The organism is Tenacibaculum sp., from assembly GCF_050290165.1.
Taxonomy (GTDB): Bacteria; Bacteroidota; Bacteroidia; order Flavobacteriales; family Flavobacteriaceae; genus Polaribacter.
The window spans coordinates 45,720-65,736 of the sequence record NZ_JBNKHD010000012.1; the positions used below are offsets into that span (position 1 = coordinate 45,720).

At 31.6% G+C, this 20,017-nt stretch carries 17 protein-coding genes; 5 read left to right on the forward strand and 12 right to left on the reverse strand.

The window, feature by feature from the left end; genetic code table 11:
* Nucleotides 1-18 precede the first annotated feature (18 nt).
* Nucleotides 19-696 (forward strand): LysE family translocator, encoded by a 678-nt coding sequence (locus ACQY6M_RS09640; protein WP_428741614.1) that lies wholly within the window; start codon nucleotides 19-21, stop codon nucleotides 694-696.
* On the opposite strand, the gene mgtE is transcribed toward ACQY6M_RS09640, so the two are convergent.
* The 5 genes from mgtE to ACQY6M_RS09665 all read right to left on the reverse strand — a co-directional run bounded on the left by mgtE (nucleotide 693) and on the right by ACQY6M_RS09665 (nucleotide 5,790).
* Nucleotides 693-2,042 carry a magnesium transporter gene (mgtE, locus tag ACQY6M_RS09645; protein WP_428741613.1) on the reverse strand — a complete coding sequence of 450 codons (1,350 nt, stop codon included), beginning with the start codon at nucleotides 2,040-2,042 and terminating at the stop codon, nucleotides 693-695. The genes ACQY6M_RS09640 and mgtE overlap by 4 nt on opposite strands.
* Before the next feature lie 84 nt (nucleotides 2,043-2,126).
* Complete coding sequence (gene rsmA / locus ACQY6M_RS09650) at nucleotides 2,127-2,930, reverse strand: 16S rRNA (adenine(1518)-N(6)/adenine(1519)-N(6))-dimethyltransferase RsmA (protein WP_428741660.1); 804 nt, start codon at nucleotides 2,928-2,930, stop codon at nucleotides 2,127-2,129.
* A 7-nt stretch (nucleotides 2,931-2,937) separates the two neighbouring features.
* Complete coding sequence (bla, locus tag ACQY6M_RS09655; protein WP_428741612.1) at nucleotides 2,938-3,663, reverse strand: subclass B1 metallo-beta-lactamase; 726 nt, start codon at nucleotides 3,661-3,663, stop codon at nucleotides 2,938-2,940.
* Between the two features lie 3 nt (nucleotides 3,664-3,666).
* The gene (locus ACQY6M_RS09660; RefSeq protein ID WP_428741611.1) at nucleotides 3,667-3,996 is read right to left on the reverse strand and encodes a DUF4286 family protein; all 330 of its coding nucleotides are present in this window, start codon (nucleotides 3,994-3,996) and stop codon (nucleotides 3,667-3,669) included.
* An 18-nt stretch (nucleotides 3,997-4,014) separates the two neighbouring features.
* Complete coding sequence (locus tag ACQY6M_RS09665) at nucleotides 4,015-5,790, reverse strand: tetratricopeptide repeat protein (RefSeq protein ID WP_428741610.1); 1,776 nt, start codon at nucleotides 5,788-5,790, stop codon at nucleotides 4,015-4,017.
* 122 nt (nucleotides 5,791-5,912) lie between these two features.
* Here ACQY6M_RS09665 and ACQY6M_RS09670 point away from each other — a divergent pair, with 122 nt between their 5' ends.
* Nucleotides 5,913-6,056 (forward strand): hypothetical protein, encoded by a 144-nt coding sequence (locus tag ACQY6M_RS09670; RefSeq protein WP_166627718.1) that lies wholly within the window; start codon nucleotides 5,913-5,915, stop codon nucleotides 6,054-6,056.
* 92 nt (nucleotides 6,057-6,148) lie between these two features.
* On the opposite strand, the gene serS is transcribed toward ACQY6M_RS09670, so the two are convergent.
* A complete protein-coding gene (gene serS / locus ACQY6M_RS09675) occupies nucleotides 6,149-7,423 on the reverse strand; it encodes a serine--tRNA ligase (RefSeq protein ID WP_428741609.1) in 1,275 nt (424 codons plus the stop codon).
* 60 nt (nucleotides 7,424-7,483) lie between these two features.
* A complete protein-coding gene (locus ACQY6M_RS09680) occupies nucleotides 7,484-8,413 on the reverse strand; it encodes a bifunctional riboflavin kinase/FAD synthetase (protein ID WP_428741608.1) in 930 nt (309 codons plus the stop codon).
* Nucleotides 8,414-8,605: 192 nt separating this feature from the next.
* Between ACQY6M_RS09680 and ACQY6M_RS09685 the strand changes: the two genes are divergently transcribed.
* The gene (locus ACQY6M_RS09685; RefSeq protein WP_428741607.1) at nucleotides 8,606-11,320 is read left to right on the forward strand and encodes a TonB-dependent receptor; all 2,715 of its coding nucleotides are present in this window, start codon (nucleotides 8,606-8,608) and stop codon (nucleotides 11,318-11,320) included.
* 12 nt (nucleotides 11,321-11,332) lie between these two features.
* Nucleotides 11,333-12,985, forward strand: coding sequence for a G-D-S-L family lipolytic protein (locus tag ACQY6M_RS09690; RefSeq protein WP_428741606.1), 1,653 nt, complete (start codon nucleotides 11,333-11,335; stop codon nucleotides 12,983-12,985).
* 31 nt (nucleotides 12,986-13,016) lie between these two features.
* Here ACQY6M_RS09690 and ACQY6M_RS09695 read toward each other — a convergent pair whose 3' ends face one another.
* Complete coding sequence (locus ACQY6M_RS09695) at nucleotides 13,017-13,244, reverse strand: hypothetical protein (protein ID WP_428741605.1); 228 nt, start codon at nucleotides 13,242-13,244, stop codon at nucleotides 13,017-13,019.
* Between the two features lie 85 nt (nucleotides 13,245-13,329).
* Nucleotides 13,330-14,877, reverse strand: a complete 1,548-nt coding sequence (locus tag ACQY6M_RS09700) for a glycine--tRNA ligase (protein ID WP_428741604.1) — start codon at nucleotides 14,875-14,877, stop codon at nucleotides 13,330-13,332.
* A 93-nt stretch (nucleotides 14,878-14,970) separates the two neighbouring features.
* Here ACQY6M_RS09700 and ACQY6M_RS09705 point away from each other — a divergent pair, with 93 nt between their 5' ends.
* Nucleotides 14,971-17,496, forward strand: a complete 2,526-nt coding sequence (locus ACQY6M_RS09705) for a DUF3857 domain-containing protein (RefSeq protein ID WP_428741603.1) — start codon at nucleotides 14,971-14,973, stop codon at nucleotides 17,494-17,496.
* Nucleotides 17,497-17,530: 34 nt separating this feature from the next.
* On the opposite strand, the gene ACQY6M_RS09710 is transcribed toward ACQY6M_RS09705, so the two are convergent.
* The 3 genes from ACQY6M_RS09710 to ACQY6M_RS09720 all read right to left on the reverse strand — a co-directional run bounded on the left by ACQY6M_RS09710 (nucleotide 17,531) and on the right by ACQY6M_RS09720 (nucleotide 19,971).
* On the reverse strand, nucleotides 17,531-18,409 hold the full coding sequence (locus tag ACQY6M_RS09710) for a hypothetical protein (RefSeq protein ID WP_428741602.1): 879 nt from the start codon (nucleotides 18,407-18,409) through the stop codon (nucleotides 17,531-17,533).
* Between the two features lie 42 nt (nucleotides 18,410-18,451).
* Nucleotides 18,452-19,297, reverse strand: a complete 846-nt coding sequence (locus ACQY6M_RS09715) for a hypothetical protein (protein WP_428741601.1) — start codon at nucleotides 19,295-19,297, stop codon at nucleotides 18,452-18,454.
* Nucleotides 19,298-19,410: 113 nt separating this feature from the next.
* Entirely contained in the window at nucleotides 19,411-19,971 is a 561-nt protein-coding gene (locus ACQY6M_RS09720) for a class I SAM-dependent methyltransferase (protein WP_428741600.1), read from the reverse strand.
* Nucleotides 19,972-20,017: the final 46 nt, after the last annotated feature.

A 20,017-nucleotide genomic window follows, 5' to 3' on the forward strand; every position in this document is an offset into this window, starting at 1 on the left:
AGGCGTAATTTTATAGCTATGGATTTTTACGATTTTAAAAACGCTTTTTTAGTAGGTGTTTTTATGGCTTTTATGATTGGGCCAGTGTTTTTTATGTTAATTAAAACTAGTATTTTAAAAGGTGCTAGAGCGGCAATTGCTTTTGACTTAGGGGTAATTTTAGGAGATATTTCTTTCATGTTAATTGCCTATTATGGGAGTAGAAGTTTGTTGGAAGAGATAAAAGACGACCCACGTTTATTTCTTATTGGTGGTCTAGTGCTAATTATTTATGGATTATTAACGTATTTAGATAAAAACAATAAAAAAGAAACAGAAGCTTCTGATGTAATAATTCCTGAAAGTAATAACTACTTGAAATTATTGTTAAAAGGATTCTTTTTAAACTTTATTAATATAGGTGTATTGGCATTTTGGTTAGGTTTAATTGTGGTTATTGGACCTACCTATGATATGAACCCAACCTATTTATTTTGGTATTTTGCTACAGTTATAGCAGGATATGGAATTACCGATTTAGGAAAAATACTACTAGCCAAACAGCTTAAAAGTAAATTAACACCATTGGTAATTTATCGTATAAAAAGAGGAATGGGAGTGCTTTTAATTGTTTTTGGAGCGGTGTTAATGCTTAAAGGATTTATTCCGAAAGGAAAAATAGATAACTTGATAGAAAAAGTAGAATCTATAGATTAAAAGCCAATAATTATTTTGGCTATAGAAAAATAAATTAAAATTCCAAAAATATCATTACTGGTAGTAATAAAAGGTCCCGTAGCAATTGCGGGGTCAATACCATATTTATCCAAAGCTAAAGGAATAGAAGTGCCCACTAAACCAGCTACAATAATTACTGAAAATAATGAAATAGCAATAGCGGCGGCTACTTGAAAATCCCCTTTGGCTATCCATACAAATAAGAATAATAAAATAGCAAGAATTGCTCCGTTTAGCATTGCCAACGAAACTTCTTTTAATAAACGATTCCATAAAGACCCCTTAATTCCATCATTCGCTAATCCTTGAACTATAATTGCTGATGATTGTACTCCAACATTACCAGCCATCGCTGCAATTAAAGGGGTGAACAAAAAAAGGATGGGACTTTTTTCCATAGCATCTTGAAAAATCCCCATAATACTAGCAGCACTTAGTCCCCCAACCATACCTAAAAATAGCCAAGGTAATCGAGCTTTAGTTAATTGTAAAACACTGTCTTCAGAGTCAACATCTTGCGTAATACCGGCTGCTAATTGATAATCTTTTTCAGCTTCTTCTTTAATTACATCAACAATATCGTCAATAGTAATTCTTCCTACCAAAACGCCTAATTCATCTACAACAGGAATGGCTTCCAAATCATACTTACGCATGATATTAGCCACCTCTTCTGCTTTGTCATTTACATTTACCGAATCTACCTTAGGAATGTAAACATCAGATATTTTTGAACGAGTAGAAGCCATTAATAAGTCTTTTAATGATAAACGACCTTTTAGTTTTCCTCCATCATCTACTACGTAAATAGAATGTACTCGGGTAACCTCTTCAGCCTGTTGACGCATTTTTTTTACGCAGGTAAGTACATTCCAGTTCTCATTTACTTTCACTAATTCCTTAGCCATTAAACCACCTGCGGAGTCTTCATCATAACGTAATAACTCAACAATTTCTTTGGCGTGTTCACGGTCTTCAATTTGTTGAATTACTTCTTGCTTTCGCTCTTCAGGAAGTTCGGCAATAACATCGGCAGCATCGTCGGTATCTAATTCATCAATTTCTTCAGCAATTTCTTTGGCTGAAAGTTGCTCTAGAATTTTTTCGCGTACCTCTTCATCTACATCCATCAATACATCAGATGTAGTTTCACTATCAAGTAAACGGATGATATAGACAGCATCTTCAAAAGATAACTCATCTAACACCTCTGCAATATCTGCATGGTGAAAGTCTGAAAAGAACTCAGAAAGAGTAGTATCTTTTTGAGTTTGTATTAGATCTTCTACGTGTTCTAATAAGTCTTTTGTAATTTCTAATGCCATCGTTTACGATTTTACTCGGTAATCAAGATTTGAATACTCCGAAATCTAATTCAAAATAAGACTTGTTTATTTTCAAATCATCTCTTAACTATTGTCTTGAGCTATTTTTTGGGTCAATTCAATGAATTTTTGTACCGATAATTGTTCGGGACGCATCGCAAATATAGGGTCTTCTTTTAAGCTATCCGAAAGATTGAAAGATTTTAAGCTAGAGCGAAGCATTTTTCTTCGTTGATTAAAAGCTGTTTTTACTACTCTAAAAAATAATTTTTCATCAACAGGGAGTGTGTAATTTTCTTTTCTAATAAGACGAATAACTCCTGAATCTACTTTAGGTGGCGGATTAAATACTGAGGGCGGAACCGTAAATAAATATTCAGCATCGTAAAAAGCTTGTGTTAATACTGATAATATTCCGTAGGTCTTACTACCTTCTTTCTCGGCAATTCGTTGCGCTACTTCTTTTTGAAACATTCCTGAAAATTCAGGGACATACTCACGGTTTTCAATAGCTTTAAAAACAATTTGTGATGAAATGTTGTAAGGAAAGTTTCCAATAATAGCCACTTGTTGTTGATTAAAGGTCTCTGTAAAATTCTTCTTTAAAAAGTCACCTTCAATAATGTTGAACTTTTCTTTTGAGGTATCTAGCTTAATATGCTCAATAGGAAAAGTTTCTTGTAAATAAGTTACCGATTCTGAATCAAGTTCCATAACCGTAACTTTTGGTTTTTTTTCTAGCAAATATTTGGTTAAAACTCCCATACCTGGACCAATTTCCAATACATTATCGTATCCTTTTTCGGTAAGGGTATCTGCTATTTTTTTAGCAATGTTTTCATCGGTTAAAAAATGCTGTCCTAAATGTTTTTTCGCTCTTACGGTCATTGTTTCTCTATTTTTCAAACATTTTAATAGTGTAATCTAAAAGTTGCACACCACCGCTATCACCATGCCCAGGGATAACAGTTTTTATATCGGGATAACTTTCTTTTATTTTCTTTACTGTTGATGACCAATCAGAAATGTTAGCATCATCTAAGTTTCCTTTTGAAGCATTATCAGCTTTTATTAAACACCCTCCAAAAAGAATATTATCATTTGGAAAGTAACCAATTATATTGTCTTTAGTATGCCCTTCTCCAAAAAACTGAGCAATTACTTTTTTATCACCTAAAAAAAACTCTTTTCTCCCATTAAATGTGTTTTCTGGTAAACTAGCTTCTTTTGTGTCAATTAATTCATTTGTTAAATGGTTAGCATAAGAAGGGATTCCTTTTTGATGAAATACAGATAAACCACCTACACAATCTACATGAAAATGTGTTGGGATAATTGCTTTGATTTCACACTTTAAAGAGTCTTTTACCCAGTTAATTAATTCTTCTGTGGCTTCTGTAGTTGCAGGAGTGTCAAAGATTAATGCTTCATTGTCATTTACCACAACCATTCCATTACAAGGAACATTCCCAAAGGTTTCTGTTTTTAAAAATGAAATATGTTGGTAGGTATTGCGTGACGTTTTTACAATCTCAATAATTTTAGAGTCACTCTTGTTTGTTTCTTTTTTACAGCCAAAAACAACTAAAGATAAGAGTAATAAAGCAAATAGTTTTTTCATAGTTTAATTACTAGTTACAGTTGGATAAAACTCATTTACTACTTTTAACTCGGTACGAAAAGCTAACATTTTGTCGGCAAACTTTTTTAACCCGTCGTTTCGCAATTTTTCAGCGCTATGTTTATAGTAGTTGTCTAAGTCTTCACGAGTTTTTGCAGTATATTGAATTGAATAAGTGATACCCCCCATTTCTTCTTCTACCAAAACTTGTGTCATTTTTGCACTTAAAAAATGTCCTGTAGCTAATACTTCAGGAATGTGGTTTTCTATCCAAACTAGCCATTCAGCATGAATACTTTCGTCTATATTTACCGTTACGTTGTATATGTACATATTATTCAGATTAGTTCATTAAATATTGTCTCCTCTTAATTTTCTATATTTTTTTCGAGCATCAACTAAATAGATGCTTGATGGGTGGTCAAAAATAATCTTTTGATAGTACTCTTTGGCCTTTTCGGGGTCATTTAATTCGTTATTGTACAATTCTGCTATATGGTAATATGCATCATCGACATAAATTCCTGTATGATCTAATGCAATTATTTTACCATAGTTTAAAATAGCTTCTTCATACTGTTCTTTTTTACTAAATAATTGGGCTTGTTTAAATAGTGCTTCGTCTTCAATAGGCTGCCCTTTAAAGTTTTTGATAACATCGTTTAGAATAGCAATAGCTTTGTCGTTTTTATTCTGAAAAGCTAACAAATCGGCTTTGGCATATTCTTTTAGTCCAGAAGGGATACTATCTTTAGGTTCATTATCAGAGATGGTAAGAAATAAATCGGCAGCATCATTTGCAATCAATTGTGTTGCAGATCCTTTTAATATTTTCAATTGTGCTTTAGCCCATTTAAAATCATTTTTAAAATAAGAGGCTTGCGCTACTTTAAAGCGAGCTTCTTGACCCAAATAATGATTTTTAAACTCTGTTTGCACTTGAGAAAAATAAATTAAGGCTGTATTAAATTTACCCATGTACACCAAAACATCACCTAATTTTAATTTTATAGAAGCTTTCATGAATTTTGAATTCGCAAAGGTTAAAGCTTTTTTTAAAATAAGAGAAGCTTCTTGCGGGGTGTTTTTTGTAAATGTTAAATAGTTAGCATAAGCTATTTGAGTAAATAGTGTTTGGTTATTGACCCCATATTCTTTAAAAATAGCATTAAAACGCTCATCAATATTGGGTTGTTTGGTAGCAATAGCTATTTTTAAATTATTATTAATAGCGTTAAACTTATCTTTTGGATAATTGGTTTTGTCAATAACAATATCAAAACACTTTTTTGCAGTTTCGTAATCTTTATTTTCTAAAGAAATCTTACCAAGATCATTAATCTTACCCAAATTGTCAGGATTCCTAGCTAATAAAGCTTTAACTTGGATAAATGCTTTGTTATATTCTTTTTGGGTGATAAATAACCAAGCGAGTAAGTCATTCCAAACATCTTTAGGGTTGCTTATCGATTTTCGTAACAATGCTTTTTTAAACAGCATATTGTTTTCATTTTCGCTATCATCATTAATGTATTTGCCTGTATAGCGTTTTACATTGTTGAGGTAATTATCGTTTTTATCAACCAAGTCTATATAAGATTGAAACATTTGTTCAAAATCTCCTTTTTCACCATAAATTTGGGCTAGTTGAAATCCGTAATTAGCTTTTGGATTGTTAGCCATTACTTTTCGATAAACTTCAATAGCAAAATCTAATTTGTTATAGCTTTTAAATAACCCAGCAATTAAAGTACCATAACTGTTTTTTTGATCAGCAGACTTTATCGCTATTTGATATTGGTTGTTTGCTTCGTTTATTTTTTCTTGACGTTCAAAGTTGTACCCAAGAACTACATGCAAATAAGTTAAGTTAGGTTTTTCTTTTAATTTTTCAGTAAGAAGGTTTTCAGCTGTAGTAAATTGCTCTGTTTCTTGATAACAGGTGATTAACCTTTTTAAGTAATTAGTGTTATATGGGCTTTGATCGTATAATTGCTTATACAGTTGAATTGCTTTTTCGTATTCATTATTTCTAAAATAATTTTCAGCAATAATAAACTCGTTTTGTTGTGCGTAACAAAATAAGCTCAAAATCAATAAATTAAATAAAATAATGGTTCTTTTCATCTATCAAAAATACAGAACATAATTGTTAAAATACTATTAAAAGTGGTGGTTTTTTGAAAAGTAATGTAACATTTTGGCACGAACTTTGTCTTATTGATAACAACAATTAAACAATGTATACTATGAAAAACTTTACTACACAATACGAGATAGCAAAGCAGAATGCAAATGAGTTTATGAGAAAAGGTCAAATAACTCAATATTTTGAAGCACTGTTAGAAATGAACAAATACAAGAGATTAATGGTAGCTGTGGTTGCCAATTAAAGATATTTTTTTCAATGGGGATTGATTAATTAAAAATCCCAAGCGTCGTAATTGAGGCTTGGGATTTTTTATTTTTTATAAGCGAAAGATTATTAATCAATCATATCAAAACCACAGTATGGAACTAATACTTCTGGAATTTTAATTCCGTTTTCAGTTTGATAATTCTCTAAAATACCCGCTAATACACGAGGTAAAGCTAAAGAACTTCCATTTAAAGTGTGTACTAGCTGACTTTTTCCTTCTTTATTTTTAAAACGTAATTTTAAACGATTTGCTTGAAAAGTCTCAAAATTTGAAGCAGAACTAATTTCTAACCAACGCTCTTGTGCAGTTGAATACAACTCAAAATCAAATGTTAGGGCAGAGGTAAATCCTGTATCACCGCCACATAAACGTAAAATACGATACGGTAATTTTAACTCACGTAAAATATCTTTAATGTGCTCTACCATTCCATTTAAGGCATTGTATGAATTATCAGGGTGCTCAATACGAACAATCTCAACTTTATCAAATTGATGTAAACGATTTAAACCACGAACATGTGCACCGTAACTTCCTGCCTCACGACGGAAACAAGGTGTGTAACCTGTTACAGTAATAGGTAGATCATTTTCTTGTACTATTTCATCTCTAAACATGTTAGTTACTGGAACTTCAGCTGTAGGGATTAAATACAAATTGTCACCTGTTACATGATACATTTGTCCTTCTTTATCAGGTAACTGACCGGTACCAAAACCTGAAGCTTCATTTACCAAATGAGGAACCTGCACTTCTTTATAACCAGCAGCCGTATTCTTGTCTAAGAAATAGTTGATTAAAGCACGTTGTAAACGAGCCCCTTTTCCTTTATACACAGGAAAACCAGCACCAGTAATTTTTGCACCTAAATCAAAATCGATAATATCATACTTCTTTGCTAACTCCCAGTGAGGTAAAGCATTTTCTCCTAAATCAGGAATAATACCTTCTTTAAAAATCTCTTCATTGTCCTCCTCATTCTTTCCTGCTTTTACTGAAGCATGAGGAATGTTAGGAATTTGGTATAACAATTCATTTAACTTGTCAGCAGCAAGGTTCAGTTCTTCAGTTAGTTGTTTAGATTGCTCTTTTAATTCACCTGTTTTTGCTTTTAACTGATTTGCTTCTTCAATTTTACCAGATTTAAAAAACCCACCAATTTCCTTGGATATTTTGTTAGATTCAGCTAAAATATTATCTAATGAAACTTGTGTAGCTCTACGCGTTTCATCAGCGGTTAATACTTCTTCAATAATTGTTTCTGCATCAGCAAAATTACGCTTTGCTAACCCTTCTAAAACAGTTTGTTTGTTTTCTCTAATAAACTGAACCTGTAACATCTTTTATTTTTTTAGAAAAGCAAAGATAAAATAAGCAACAGACTTAAGCAATGCCAGAGGCTAATTGTTTTTAAGGTAGTTTAAAGAAGTTTGTTTGTCTTTTTCAAGTTGGGAAATTAAATCAGGAACAGAATCGAACTTTTGTTCATCTCTTAAAAAATATAATAGCTCAATTGTTAATTCTTTACCATATAGGTTTTGGTTGAAATCGAAGAAGTGAACTTCAATGGTTTGATGTTCGCCATCAACTGTGGGACGATTACCAATATTCATCATTCCATATACAATAGAGTTTTCTATAGTAGACTTTACGACATAAACTCCAGTTTTTGGAATTAATTTATAGTGTTCAGGAACATCAATGTTGGCTGTTGGAAATCCAATTTTCCCTCCTAATTGTTTTCCATTGACTACTTTTCCAGTTAGAGAAAAGTTGTACCCTAAATAGTTATTAGCAGTTTTTAACTGTCCATTAGCAAGGGCTTTTCTAATTTTGGTTGAACTTACTGAAACTTCGTCAATATCTTGAGCAGGAATTTCTTCAACCGTAAAATCATATAAATGTGAATATTCCGTTAGTTGTTCGATATTACCTTCTCTGTTTTTTCCAAAGTGATGATCGTAGCCAATAATTAACTTAGAGATATTAAGTTGATTAACTAAAACATCTCTAACAAAATCTAAGGCAGTAAGTCTTGAAAATTCTTTGCTAAAAGGATGGATTATTAAGTAATCTAATCCTAACTTTTCAAGATGTTGTGCACGTTCATCAATAGTATTGATTAATTTAATAGCAACATCTTTTTGTAATACCATTCTTGGGTGTGGAAAAAAAGTAAGTAGTACTGATTTTTTACCATTAGACCTTGCTTCATGTACTAGTTTTTCAATGATTTTTTGATGCCCAACATGTACACCATCAAAAGTACCAATGGTTACTATTGTTTTTTGAGTAGGAATGAAATCAAAAATTGAATGTGTAATTTCCAAGGTTGCAAATAAGTTTAGGCAAAAATACAATTTGTAAAAGAGGATAGATAATAATTTGAGAATAAAATGTAAAATTTGGAATTACTAAACTTTTAAGTGATAAATTAGTGGAATTTTAAAAAAAAGCGCTAAATATTTAGCAAATGAAAAAAAATTGTATTTTGCACTACAGTTAACAAATTATTTTACATTATGATGAAAAAACTATTACTAGTTGCATTTGTGCTATTTGGCACTGCAATAATGGTTGCTCAGACTACCTTCACTGGTACGGTTAAAGACGCCTCGTTAGGTGAACCAATACCAGGAGCAAACATTAAAGTTTCAAGAAAAGCAGTAGGTACTTCTACTGATTTTGACGGTAAGTTTACCATGACGGTAACTGATACCCCGCCGTTTACTATTGAAATCTCTTCTTTAGGGTATCAACCAAAAACTGTTGAAATAACAACAAACAATCAAGTGGTTGAGGTTAGTTTAACAGAAAATGCAACTTCTTTAGATGAAGTAGTTGTATCGGCTTCGAGAACTCCAGAACGTGTTATGGAATCACCTGTAACGATTGAACGTTTTGATTCAAGAGCGATTAAAAATACAGCTTCTGCATCGTATTACGATGGACTAGAAAATTTAAAAGGAGTGGATATTAACTCAGGAGGTTTAACTTTTAAGTCAGTTAACACTCGTGGTTTTGCTACTTTTGGTAACGAGCGTTTCGTTCAGTTGGTAGATGGAATGGATAATGCATCTCCAGCCTTAAACTTCGCAATTGGAAATTTATTAGGAATTTCTGAAGTAGATGTTAAAAGTGTAGAAATTTTACCTGGAGCTGCTTCAGCCCTATATGGTGCCAATGCATTTAATGGTATCATGTTAATGCAAAGTGAAAACCCTTTTAATGAACAAGGAATTAGTGTAGGATTAAAAGCAGGTTTAACAAGTCAAGAAGCAGCAGGAGATAATGGTTATTATGATGCTACAATTAAAATGGCACATGCTTTTGATGATTATTTTGCAGTGAAAGCTAGCTTGTCATATTTAAAAGGAGAAGAGTGGCACGCAACAGATTACAGAAATACAAGAGGAATTGGAGAAACGTATATTTCAGGGACTAGTCATGCAGATGATCCTAATTATGATGGGGTGAATACATATGGTGATGAGGTGTCTGTTGATTTAGGTGGTGCTATTGGAAAAGTTAGTAGAACAGGTTATAGAGAAGTTGATTTAATGTCTAATGAGGCTAAGAGTGTGAAGTTTAATGGGGCAATTCATTACCGTCCTTTAGGTAATGATCGTGTTGAAATAATCTGGAACTCTAAATATGGTAGAGGTAATACTATTTATCAAGGACAAAACCGTTACAGCCTGAAAAACTTCTTTATGGAACAGCATAAATTAGAGGTAAGAGGTAAAAACTTCTTTGTAAGAGGATATTATGCAGGTGAAGATGCAGGAGACTCATACGATACTCGTTTTGCTGCCATTAATATTAATAGTAAGTGGAAGCCTAATTCTGATTGGTTCCAACAATATGCTGCGGCTTATTTAGGAGCAATACCTGGAGTTCCTGCTTCAAATCATGCAGCTGCAAGAGCTGTTGCTGATACAGGAAGACCAGAACCAGGTTCAGCTGAATTTACGAGATTATTTAATGAAGTAACATCAGATCCAGACTTATTAACAGGTTCGAAGTTTAGAGATAATACAAGCTACTATCATGCTGATGGTAATTTAAACTTACGTGATTATATCGACTGGGCAGAGGTACAAGTAGGAGGTTCTTACAGACAGTATAGACTAAATTCTTATGGAACTATTTATACTGATAATGATGGACCTATTAAGTATGGAGAATACGGTGTATATACACAGATTCAAAAGAAAATGATGGACGATCGCTTAAAATTAACAGCTTCTGCACGTTATGATAAGTCAGATAATTTTAATGGTAATTTTACACCTAGAGTCTCATTAGCATATGCCGCAGGAGAAATGAAGAACCATAACTTTAGAGCATCATTCCAAACAGGTTTCCGTAATCCAACTACACAAGATCAATATATTGGTTTGGCTACAGGAGCAGGATATATTTTAGGAACAGCACCAGATAATATTGGTCGTTTTTCTACAACGACTACCGATTCATCAAATAATAATTATACTTTGACAGGAGAGGATGTGCTTAATAGAGGGTATTCTGCTGCATCAATTGATGCAGATAATCCTGAGTTAGTAAAAACATCCTTAGTAAAGCCTGAAAAAGTAAAATCTTTTGAGATTGGTTATCGTGCTGCGCTTCCATTAGGAGAAAATAAAATATCAATTGATTTTAGTACCTACTATAATATGTATTCTGATTTTATTTCAAATAAAAATGTGGTGGTTCTTTTAGATGAGAATAATACAAACCCTACTTTATCTGAGTTAAGAGATAGAGACAAGGTAAGAACTTTTAGTGTAAAAACAAATTCAACGGTTGATGTAAATTCTTACGGAGTAGGGTTAGGATTAAATACTAAGATTTTTAATGGATTCGATGTAGGATTAAACTATACATGGTCTAAATTTGATTTCGACCAAGCTAAGGATCCTGATTTTGAAGCTGGATTCAATACACCAGAACATAAAGTAAAAGCACAGTTTGGACATTCTAACCTATTTGAAAATTTTGGATTTAATGTAAGTGCTCGTTGGCAAAATGAATTTTATTGGCAATCAACTTTCTTAGAAGGTACAGTATCAGAAAGAACGGTACTGGATGCTCAAGTTAACTATACAATTCCTTCAATTAAGTCTGTATTTAAAGTAGGAGGTTCTAATTTAACAGGAAAAGAGTATTTAAGTGCTCCAGGAGTAGGTGCAATAGGTTCTCAATTTTATATCTCTTGGACAATCAATAACTAAAAAAATTCAACAATGAAAAATACAGTAAAATATACATTTTTATCTGCGTTATTTTTAGGTTTTGTTGCCTGTGATGTAGATAATAATTTACCCGAAATAAAAGGTGAAGCAGAAAGTACGATAGCATTAAGTGCTGGTAGTGCAGACTTTTCAAAATATGTTGCCATTGGAGCATCTTTTACAGCTGGTTTTACAGATAATGCTTTGTTTAAAACAGGTCAAGAAAATTCTTTTCCAAATACTTTAGCTAAAAAATTTGCTATGGTTGGTGGAGGAAATTTTACACAACCCTTAATGAATGATAATTATGGAGGTTTAATTTTAGCAGGAAATCCTGTACTACATCCAGTAACTGGAGAAAGGTTATTTGATGTAAGATTAACTTTCAATGGTGAGGGACCAATATCTTTAAGTAATGTTAACCCAGCGGCAATATCAACTACTGATTTTGCATTAAATAACCCAACAGGGCCATTTAATAATGTAGGAGTACCAGGAGCTAAGAGTACACATTTTATTGCACCAGGATATGGGAATTTAGCTAATTTCCCAGCAGCTGCAAACCCTTATGCTGTAAGAGTGGCAGGCAATACAGACGCTTCTATTATTGAATTAGCAGTTAGTCAAAGCCCAACATTTTTTACGTTGTCTGAGTTTGGAGGAAACGATGTGTTAGGATATGCCATCTCAGGAGGTGATGGATCTAGTCCAATTACAGCTACAGCAACTTTTGATTTTGCTTTAGGTACGGTTGAAACGGCTTTAAAAGCAACAGGAGCAAAAGGTGTAGTGGCAAACTTACCATATATTACAAGTTTACCTCATTTTACAACTGTACCGTACGCACCATTAGATCCAAGTAACCCAAGTTTTGGTTCACAAATACCTACGTTAAACAATGTTTTTGGAGCAATTAATGGTGTTTTTGCAGCGCTAGGAGTTCCAGAGCGTTCAATAGTTTTTGCTACAGATGCTGCTAGTGCTGTAGTTATTAAGGATGAATCATTAGTGTATATTGGAGATCAAATGACGCAGGCTTTTTTAGCTAGTCCAACTTTCCCTCCTTTTGTAGCGAGTTTTGGTTTGCCTACAGACAATACTACTTTACAGAAAGTAGCAGGTTTATTAGGAGCTTACTATGGGCAAGCAAGACAAGCAACGGCTGATGATTTATTAGTGCTACCTAGTAAGAATGTGATAGGAGAGGTAAATACGGATTCTGTTCAATTTTTAATGGCTCAAGGTTTACCACAACAGTTAGCAGGAATGTTTTCTGTAGAAGGGGTGTCTTTACCATTGGAAGATAAATGGGTTTTAGTTCCTAGTGAGCAGGCAGAAATTCAAGCAGCAACAGATGCTTATAATACAAGTCTTAAGACAATGGCTGATGCAAACGGGTATGCTTTTGTAGATTTTAAAGCAATTTTACAAGAAGCCTCTACAGTTGGTTTAGAATTTGGACGTTACAATATGAATACTAGTTTGGTAACTGGTGGTTTAGTTGGTTTGGATGGAATTCATTTAACAGGTAGAGGATATGCTTTAATGGCTAATAAAATGTTAGCAGCTATTGATGCAACATATGGATCTAACTTTAGTGTTGGAAAAAATGGTTTAGCAAAGCCAGATAATTATCCAACGAACTATTCGCCTACTTTACAATAAAGAGGTGATATAAAATAAAAAAAGCTGAGGATTAATCCTCAGCTTTTTTTTTGTCCTTATCATTATTGATAACGTATTTTTTATACTTTCCATCTTTGTACCTATGATAAATAAATAAGGGCATTAATATAAAAGACATATACATAACCCCTAATCCCATTACTATTTGTGCTTTGGGATGTTCTATATTTAACAAATAGGCGCCAGTTATCATCCATAATAAAAAGATGATAAAAAGTATTTTTATAACTGTTTTCATTGTATAAACATATTTATTACAAAAGTAAAAATCCTAAACAGGTAATGGCTTAGGATTTTTTTAATTTATTTAAGGCTTTTAAAAGCTATGCTTCCATTTTTTGTAACCAAGAACGTATATTTACCTCTTGATTAATAATGTCGCGTAATTCTTCTATTTTAACACGTTTTTGTTCCATAGTGTCTCTATGACGAATGGTAACAGTATTGTCTTCTAAAGTATCGTGATCAACAGTGATACAGAAAGGAGTTCCTGCTGCATCTTGACGACGATATCTTCTACCTACTGCATCTTTTTCATCGTAAGAAACGTTGAAATCCCATTTTAAATCATCAACAATTTTACGGGCTACTTCTGGTAAACCATCTTTTTTAACTAATGGTAAAATAGCAGCTTTGGTTGGTGCTAAAACAGCAGGTAATTTTAATACGGTTCTAGTTGTACCATTCTCTAGCTCTTCTTCTTGCAATGAGTTTGAAAAAACAGCTAGGAACATTCTGTCTAAACCAATAGACGTTTCTACTACGTATGGTACATAGCTTTTGTTTTCTTCTGGATCGAAATATTGTAATTTCTTTCCTGAATATTCTTCATGTGCTTTTAAGTCGAAATCGGTACGAGAGTGAATACCTTCTAATTCTTTGAAACCAAACGGGAATTTAAACTCTATATCAGCAGCAGCATCAGCATAATGCGCTAATTTTTCATGGTCATGGAAACGATAGTTGTCAGCCCCCATTCCTAATGATAAGTGCCATTTTAAACGGGTTTCTTTCCATTTTTCGTACCATTCTTTTTGAGTTCCTGGTTTTACAAAAAACTGCATTTCCATTTGCTCAAATTCGCGCATTCTAAAAATAAACTGGCGAGCTACAATCTCGTTACGGAAAGCTTTACCTGTTTGTGCAATTCCGAAAGGAATTTTCATACGACCTGTTTTTTGAACATTTAAGAAATTCACAAAAATTCCTTGTGCTGTTTCAGGACGTAAATATACTTGCATAGAACTTTCTGCCGAAGCTCCTAATTGAGTTCCGAACATTAAGTTAAATTGCTTTACCTCTGTCCAGTTTTTAGAACCAGTTAACGGATCAGCAATTTCTAATTCTTCAATCAAGGCTTTTACATCAGCTAAATCTTCCTTTTCTAAGGATTTTGCTAATCGGCTAAGAATAGTATCAATTCTTTTCTGATACTCTAAAACTCGTCCGTTAGTTGATACAAACTCTTCTTTGTTGAAAGTATCACCAAAACGTTTTGCAGCTTTTGCTACTTCTTTATCAATTTTAGCCTCAATTTTAGCACAGTAATCTTCTACTAAAACATCAGCTCTGTAACGTTTTTTAGAGTCTTTATTGTCAATTAATGGGTCGTTAAAAGCATCTACGTGACCTGAGGCTTTCCAAGTAGTTGGGTGCATTAATATTGAAGCATCAATACCAACAATATTTTCATGCATTTGCACCATTGCTTTCCACCAATATTCACGAATATTTTTCTTTAACTCTGCTCCGTTTTGAGCATAATCGTATACCGCACTTAATCCATCATAAATCTCTGATGATTGAAATACATAACCGTATTCTTTAGCGTGCGATAATACCTTTTTAAATTGATCTTCTTGTTTTGCCATTCTGCAAAAATAAATTAATTAAACTAAATAATTATTCTCAAAAATATACATTTGCAAAGAATTGCTAATTAATTAAAACTCTTTGAAAAGTCTATGAAAAAAAACTACATTATTTCTTTAGTATTTGCTTTAGTTTTCACAACATTAAAAGGGCAAGTACGTAAGATTAAAACTCCTGATTGGGTAACTTTAAATGAATATGAATTAAACCCAGAAATTGCTTCAAATGAAGTTGATCAAGGTAGTTTAATGTTATTGTACGATGAGCAAATAAACCTTGATAGTCAAGAAGACTACTTTAAAACAGCTACAAAAATTACTGAAAATGTTGGTGTTCAATCTTCGTCTACAATTAATATAGAGTACGATCCTAATTATCAAAAACTGTTTCTTCATTCATTGTTTGTAACAAGAGAAGGAAAGAAAATAGATAAATTAAAATCTTCTGAGTTTAATTTGTTGAGAAGAGAACTTAATGCTGAAAACTATATTTATGATGGGTCTATTACTGCAATGACCAATATTAGTGATGTTAGAGTTGGAGATGTTATAGAATATAGCTACACCATAAAAGGTTTTAATCCTATTCATAAAGGGAAGTATGCTTCTACCTTTAATCTTGAAACTTCAACACCTTTAGGTATGTTGTTTTTAAAATTTCAATCAACAAAACCATTACACACCAAGCTTTTTAACACCAAGGTTAAGTTAATTTCAGAAAAAAAGAACGGGAAAAACATTTATACAATAAATGAAAAAAATATTAAACCTTTTGAATATGAGGATAATATTCCTTCATGGCATATTACTTCTGCAGTTTTAAATATTAGTAACTATGGAGGTACTTGGAAGGAAGTTGTAGATTGGGGAATTAATGTTTTTAAACATAATGATAAACTATCTAATGCACTTGTAAAAAAGGTTGATGAAATTCAGGAAAATAATGAAACTGAAGGGCAGAAAATTAAAGCATCTTTAGATTTTGTTCAAAATGAAATTAGGTATTTAGGCTTAGAGAATGGTATTGGAGCTTACAAACCTTTTCCACCGAATAAAGTTTTTGAGCAACGTTATGGTGATTGTAAAGATAAAAGTTTATTGTTAGTTACAATGCTTAACAAAATGGGCATTGAAGCATATCCAATACTTGTTAGTACATATTTAAAGAATACGATAACGGCGTTATTTCCATCGGCATATCTTTTTGATCATTGTGTTGTGAAAATTATTGATAGTGACAAAAATGAACTTTATTATGATCCTACAATAACAAACCAAGGAGGTGAATATAACAGTACTCCTTTTCCTGATTATAGATATGGATTAGTGTTAAAAAAAGGGAATACAGAACTAGATGAGATAGCGCCGGTTAACAATAATTTAGTTGAAGTAACGGACAAATATGTCTTAAATAAAGAAACAAAAGGAGCTAGCTTAACAATAACAACGGTTTATTATAGTTCTGAAGCGGATGTAATTAGAGGATATTATAAAAACAATAGTATTTCTTCAATAAAAAAAGAATATGAAAGCTTTTATTCTAATTATTATACTACTATCCGAAGCCAAAAAAATCCTGAGTTTATTGATAACTTAAAAGAAAACAAGTTAACTGTAATTGAGTTATACCAAATTGACAGTATTTGGAAGCCATCTGTTTTTAATAACAACCAAGGTGTTATAGAGTTTTACCCGTATTCAATTACTAACTTACTTAGCATGCCTAGTAAGAATGAGAGAAACACACCTTTTTATTTAAGTTACCCAATTGAAAGAAGCCATAAAACAATTGTACAGTTACCAGGAAATTGGAATGTAGATCAAACCAGTTTTTCAGTAAATAATGACAACTTTTTTTATGATATGAATGTTTACTATGATAATAAAAGTAATATAGTTACAATTGATCATTTGTATAAAAGTCAAAAGGACCATGTAAATGTAGATGAGTTTAAATCTTTTTATTCAGATTTAAAAAAGTTAGATAATAATATTGGTTATAGTATTATGCAATATAATACTAACCTTAGTGCTGGTAATTGGTATAAAATTTTAGGGCCAATTATTTTTATTGCCTTATTAATTTTTTATTCATGGTTAGCTCTAAAATTATACAGGTACGATCCTAAGCCAATCATAGAGTCTTATTTTGAGGAAAATAAACAAATTGGTGGATGGTTGGTGCTAATAGCTATAGGGTTATGCTTTTCTCCTCTTAGAGTTATTTTTAATTTAATTTCTAATGATGTTTATATAACAGGAGAATGGATTTTATTATCTATGAACTCAAACTTTATGATTGGAGTTTTATTGTTTGTTGAGGTTTTGTTTAATTCTTTTATTCTTGTTTTTCTTCCTTTAGCTATAGTTTTGTTTTTTAAGAGAAGAAGTAGTTTTCCTAGAGTTTACTCTATCTTTTTAATAGGAAATTTTGTTTTTATATTAGTAGACTACATGTTAGCTAATAGTCTTTCGAATGAAAATATAATTAGTACTAATGAAACCAATACGCTATTAAGATTATTTATATCAACATCAATAATAGTTCCTTATTTGTTGATTTCAGAGCGTTCAAAAGAAACTTTTGTTATTAGATTACATAAAAAAAGCGATGTTTAAACATCGCTTTTTTTAATTTTTTGTTAGTATATGTTTATCGTAGGTTTATGGTAGTATTTCCTGCATACACACCATCAACAAAAGCACTAATTGTATATTTACCTTTTTTGATATCGTCACGGTTTACCAAAACCAAAGACACTAAGCTTAATTTAGTGTTGTTATAATTTACATCTAATGAGTCTGTGTATTGAATTTGGTTTCCATCTTTTAAAGGAGTTTTCCCTTTAGGAGCCACTACTTTTTTATCCTCATTCATAATTTGAATATGAACTAATTTTTGACCTGGAGTTGTAATAGGATTTTCTAAAAGATCAAAATTAATTCTAAAGGCATCTGTTCTGTTTGATCTAGATGTAGAGGTTAATTTCCCACTACTGCGCTCTTTCATAGCAATAGCTCTTACAGGTGTTGTTTTAATAATTCCACCAATAGCAACTTTAGCTTCTAGTTCTTTGTTTTTTTCAGATAAAGTTACGTTTGCACTATCTTTTTGCTGTAAAATTTCGTTAGCAATAACATTTTCTTGAGTTAAAGCTTCGTTGGCGCTATTTAAAGAGTCTATTTGTATAAATAGTTTTTTGTTTTCGCGTTCTAAACTAGCTAACCTTTTTCGATACTTGCTTAAAAGATTAAAGTTTTCAGATTTTAAACCTTTTATAGAATCACTTAGGTTTTTCATTTTAGCTAACTCCATATCTAATCTATCAGCTAATTGTTTTTTCTCTACCACAACACCTGTATAATCCTTAATCATTTCATCTAAATCTTGCTGTAATTCAGCTTTTTCTTCTTGAAATATTTTATGAAGATTTTCGTATTGATTCGATTTTTGAAAAGAATAATAAACAAGGATTAACGATAAGATTGCTAATACAATTATTAGGGCATTTTTCTTTTTTTGTTGGTTCATGATTTTAGGGGGGATTGATTAAGTTAATTTTAATATTTGTTTTTATTTAAGTGCTATAGTGTTATTGCCAACATGTACACCATTTACAAAAGCATTGATGTGGTATGTACCAGTATTTATTTTGTTATTATCTATATTAACGAGGGAAACTATTGATAATTGTTTGTTCTGATATTCAGTCACAAATACATCACTACACCATATATTTTTGTTATTTTTTAAATGTAACTTTTTTTGGGGAGAAAGGACATGTTCACTTTCGTCTAATATTTGAATACCTATTTCTTTTGGCCCAGAATTTATAAATTTATTTTCTAATAGATCAAAAGTTACTTTAAAAGCATCAGTTTTGCTTGACCTAGTTGTTGAGGTGTATTTTCCATTATTTCTTTTTCTCATAGCTCTTGCTTTTATAGGTGAAATTTCAATTACTTCAGCACTTGCTATTTTTTCTTTAAGCACTTGTTTCTCTATGTGTAAATAACGATTGATAGATGCTAGCTTAGTATTTTGATCTTCTTTCTTTATTAGGGCTTTATTAACACTATCGTTTTTAGAAAGAAGGTTATCGTTAATTTTATTAAGAGAGTCAATTTTAGAGAACAAGACTTTATTTTCTGCAACCAGTTCTTTAGTTTTCTTACTATAATATCGAATGAATTTATAGTCAGTTTCTTTTAAGTTTTTAACAGAATCTCTAAGTTGAACCACTCTATGGATTTTATCTTTTAGTTTTAAAGAAAATTCATTCTTTTTATAATAAGTCTCTTTATAATCTGTTATAATTGATGTTAATTCAGATTCTAACTCGTTTTTTTCGAGCTCAAAAACTTTTTTTAATTCAGTATACTCTTTAGCGTTTTGATAGGATAAAAATCCTATAACCATCACTAAAAGAAGTAAAAAGGCAGTGAAACCTTTATGTTTTATTTTGGAAGGGGTCATCATTACAAAAGATGAATATGATGGATATTTTTTTATAACTCGGGCTAATATACTATTTATTTTTTAACGCATTTATAAATAAAAGCAGGAGGGAAGTTTAAAGGTTCAAAACTTAAATTGATATTGTCACCAAAAACTTCTTTTAACTTTTTATAGTAGGTTAAACTATATTGATATTGAATGAATAACCCTTTTGGTTCAAGGAAATTATAGCTTTTTACTAAAATAGAATGAGATATTTCTTTAGGTATAATGGTTAATGGTAAGCTAGAAACAATATAATCGGTTTTTGAATATCCTAGTTTTTCAATTTCACCTTTAATATTTTCTGCTGAAGCTTTTAAGACGATTAATTGAGGATGTTTTATTTTCTTTAATTCTTTGTAAAAAGCGTCATTAATTTCAAAACAAATTAATACGGTATTAGGTTGAATTTTTTTTAAGATATGATGTGTAATTGCTCCATTCCCTGGGCCTAGTTCTACAATTACTTCTGCTGTATCAAAATCGAGATCTTCAAGCATTTTGTTTGCTAGATATCTAGAACTAGGAACTACTGTTCCAGAGGTTTTATAGTTTTTTACAGCTTCTTTAAAAAAATTAAACTTTTTACCCAAAATATAGTTTTCTTGTTACTTTTTGTATCTTTCTATTAAAAAATGG

Excerpts from the sequence above, each read along its gene's own strand:
- ACQY6M_RS09640 (WP_428741614.1), top strand. The coding sequence starts at position 19 with ATGGATTTTTACGATTTTAAAAACGCTTTTTTAGTAGGTGTTTTTATG.
- mgtE (WP_428741613.1), bottom strand. The coding sequence starts at position 2,042 with ATGGCATTAGAAATTACAAAAGACTTATTAGAACACGTAGAAGATCTA.
- rsmA (WP_428741660.1), bottom strand. The coding sequence starts at position 2,930 with ATGACCGTAAGAGCGAAAAAACATTTAGGACAGCATTTTTTAACCGAT.
- bla (WP_428741612.1), bottom strand. The coding sequence starts at position 3,663 with ATGAAAAAACTATTTGCTTTATTACTCTTATCTTTAGTTGTTTTTGGC.
- ACQY6M_RS09660 (WP_428741611.1), bottom strand. The coding sequence starts at position 3,996 with ATGTACATATACAACGTAACGGTAAATATAGACGAAAGTATTCATGCT.
- ACQY6M_RS09665 (WP_428741610.1), bottom strand. The coding sequence starts at position 5,790 with ATGAAAAGAACCATTATTTTATTTAATTTATTGATTTTGAGCTTATTT.
- ACQY6M_RS09670 (WP_166627718.1), top strand. The coding sequence starts at position 5,913 with ATGAAAAACTTTACTACACAATACGAGATAGCAAAGCAGAATGCAAAT.
- serS (WP_428741609.1), bottom strand. The coding sequence starts at position 7,423 with ATGTTACAGGTTCAGTTTATTAGAGAAAACAAACAAACTGTTTTAGAA.
- ACQY6M_RS09685 (WP_428741607.1), top strand. The coding sequence starts at position 8,606 with ATGATGAAAAAACTATTACTAGTTGCATTTGTGCTATTTGGCACTGCA.
- ACQY6M_RS09690 (WP_428741606.1), top strand. The coding sequence starts at position 11,333 with ATGAAAAATACAGTAAAATATACATTTTTATCTGCGTTATTTTTAGGT.
- ACQY6M_RS09695 (WP_428741605.1), bottom strand. The coding sequence starts at position 13,244 with ATGAAAACAGTTATAAAAATACTTTTTATCATCTTTTTATTATGGATG.
- ACQY6M_RS09700 (WP_428741604.1), bottom strand. The coding sequence starts at position 14,877 with ATGGCAAAACAAGAAGATCAATTTAAAAAGGTATTATCGCACGCTAAA.
- ACQY6M_RS09705 (WP_428741603.1), top strand. The coding sequence starts at position 14,971 with ATGAAAAAAAACTACATTATTTCTTTAGTATTTGCTTTAGTTTTCACA.
- ACQY6M_RS09710 (WP_428741602.1), bottom strand. The coding sequence starts at position 18,409 with ATGAACCAACAAAAAAAGAAAAATGCCCTAATAATTGTATTAGCAATC.
- ACQY6M_RS09715 (WP_428741601.1), bottom strand. The coding sequence starts at position 19,297 with ATGGTTATAGGATTTTTATCCTATCAAAACGCTAAAGAGTATACTGAA.